This window comes from Arthrobacter sp. Y3221087 (genome assembly GCF_059089905.1).
Genome location: NZ_JBNHFE010000016.1, coordinates 1 through 3,071, shown reverse-complemented (window position 1 = coordinate 3,071; position 3,071 = coordinate 1). Strand labels below are relative to the sequence as shown.

The window sequence follows — 3,071 nt, the reverse complement described above, 5'->3', positions numbered from 1 at the left end:
GTGTATGGAAATCTCATCTTGAAGCGAGCTTCCCGCTTAGATGCTTTCAGCGGTTATCCCATCCGAACGTAGCTAATCAGCGGTGCACTTGGCAGTACAACTGACACACCAGAGGTTCGTCCGTCCCGGTCCTCTCGTACTAAGGACAGCCCTTCTCAAATTTCCTGCGCGCGCAGCGGATAGGGACCGAACTGTCTCACGACGTTCTAAACCCAGCTCGCGTACCGCTTTAATGGGCGAACAGCCCAACCCTTGGGACCTACTCCAGCCCCAGGATGCGACGAGCCGACATCGAGGTGCCAAACCATGCCGTCGATATGGACTCTTGGGCAAGATCAGCCTGTTATCCCCGAGGTACCTTTTATCCGTTGAGCGACGGCCATTCCACAATGTACCGCCGGATCACTAGTCCCGACTTTCGTCCCTGCTCGAGATGTCTCTCTCACAGTCAAGCTCCCTTGTGCACTTACACTCGACACCTGATTGCCAACCAGGCTGAGGGAACCTTTGGGCGCCTCCGTTACTTTTTAGGAGGCAACCGCCCCAGTTAAACTACCCATCAGGCACTGTCCCTGACCCGGATTACGGGCCGAAGTTAGATGTCCAAAGTGACCAGAGTGGTATTTCAACGATGACTCCACCCGAACTGGCGTCCGGGCTTCAACGTCTCCCACCTATCCTACACAAGCCACTCCGAACACCAATACCAAACTATAGTAAAGGTCTCGGGGTCTTTCCGTCCTGCTGCGCGTAACGAGCATCTTTACTCGTACTGCAATTTCGCCGAGTTTATGGTTGAGACAGCGGGGAAGTCGTTACTCCATTCGTGCAGGTCGGAACTTACCCGACAAGGAATTTCGCTACCTTAGGATGGTTATAGTTACCACCGCCGTTTACTGGGGCTTAAATTCTCAGCTTCGCCCTTACAGGCTAACCGGTCCTCTTAACCTTCCAGCACCGGGCAGGAGTCAGTCCGTATACATCGTCTTGCGACTTCGCACGGACCTGTGTTTTTAGTAAACAGTCGCTTCCCCCTGGTCTCTGCGGCCCCGATCCCCTCCCGGACGCATGGTCCGTTCAAGGTTGGGGCCCCCCTTCTCCCGAAGTTACGGGGGCATTTTGCCGAGTTCCTTAACCATAATTCTCTCGATCGCCTTAGTATTCTCTACCTGATCACCTGTGTCGGTTTGGGGTACGGGCGGCTAAAACCTCGCGTCGATGCTTTTCTCGGCAGCATAGGATCACCGAATCCCCCCATACGGGGGTCCCATCAGATCTCAGGCACAATGAGTGGCGGATTTGCCTACCACTCGCCCTACATCCTTAGACCGGGACAACCATCGCCCGGCTCGGCTACCTTCCTGCGTCACACCTGTTAATACGCTTGCCTCCCAGGATCAGGTCCTGCGCTCCACCAAAACCCTTCCGTCCAAAGGACGGTCGGGCAGGTTTCGGGCAGTTAGTATCCCCTGTTCAACATGGGCGGTTTTTCGCCGGTACGGGAATATCAACCCGTTGTCCATCGACTACGCCTGTCGGCCTCGCCTTAGGTCCCGACTTACCCAGGGCAGATTAGCTTGACCCTGGAACCCTTGATCATCCGGCGGACGGGTTTCTCACCCGTCTTTCGCTACTCATGCCTGCATTCTCACTCGTGTAGGCTCCACCGCTGGTTTCCACCGCGACTTCACCGCCCACACGACGCTCCCCTACCCATCCATACTCCTGAACCACAAAGGCTTAGAACATGTATGAATGCCACAACTTCGGCGGTGTACTTGAGCCCCGCTACATTGTCGGCGCGGAATCACTTGACCAGTGAGCTATTACGCACTCTTTTAAGGATGGCTGCTTCTAAGCCAACCTCCTGGTTGTCTGAGCAACTCCACATCCTTTCCCACTTAGCACACGCTTAGGGGCCTTAGTTGGTGGTCTGGGCTGTTTCCCTCTCGACTATGAAGCTTATCCCCCACAGTCTCACTGCTGCGCTCTCACTTACCGGCATTCGGAGTTTGGCTGACGTCAGTAACCTTGTAGGGCCCATTAGCCATCCAGTAGCTCTACCTCCAGCAAGAAACACGCAACGCTGCACCTAAATGCATTTCGGGGAGAACCAGCTATCACGAAGTTTGATTGGCCTTTCACCCCTACCCACAGCTCATCCCCTCCATTTTCAACTGAAGTGGGTTCGGTCCTCCACGACGTCTTACCGTCGCTTCAACCTGGCCATGGGTAGATCACTTCGCTTCGGGTCTAGATCACGCCACTCACACGCCCTATTCAGACTCGCTTTCGCTACGGCTGCCCCACACGGGTTAACCTCGCGACGTAACACTAACTCGCAGGCTCATTCTTCAAAAGGCACGCCGTCACAGCTACAAGGCTGCTCCGACGGATTGTAAGCACACGGTTTCAGGTACTGTTTCACTCCCCTCCCGGGGTACTTTTCACCTTTCCCTCACGGTACTGGTCCGCTATCGGTCATTAGGGAGTATTTAGGCTTATCAGGTGGTCCTGACAGATTCGCACGGGATTTCTCGGGCCCCGTACTACTTGGGATACTCTCACAGGCGGCACAAACGCATTACGGTTACGGGACTAACACCCTCTCTGGCCGGCCTTTCAAAACCGTTCACCTATGCGCGCACATCACACCCCACCAGCCCGGCAGAACTGGTACGGAAAGTCCCACAACCCCGACCATGCAACGCCCGCCGGCTATCACACATGGAACGGTTTAGCCTGATCCGCGTTCGCTCGCCACTACTAACGGAATCACTATTGTTTTCTCTTCCTGCGGGTACTGAGATGTTTCACTTCCCCGCGTTCCCTCCACGCACCCTATGTGTTCAGGTACGGGTCACCAAGTCACTCGCGCGCTTGGCGGGGTTTCCCCATTCGGACACCCTGGGATCACAGTCCGGTTATCGACTCCCCCAGGCTTATCGCAGATTCCTACGTCCTTCTTCGGCTCCTAATGCCAAGGCATCCACCGTGTGCTCTTAAAAACTTGACCACAAAAGATCAACAACAAAAACACTCGAGAGAACCACAGAAACCAACCACACCAA

1 rRNA gene is annotated in these 3,071 nt (G+C 55.0%); it reads right to left on the bottom strand.

Annotated elements, in window-relative coordinates:
- A 23S ribosomal RNA gene (locus AC5RUO_RS19925) occupies window positions 1-3,016 on the bottom strand; the annotation flags it as partial.
- Window positions 3,017-3,071: the final 55 nt, after the last annotated feature.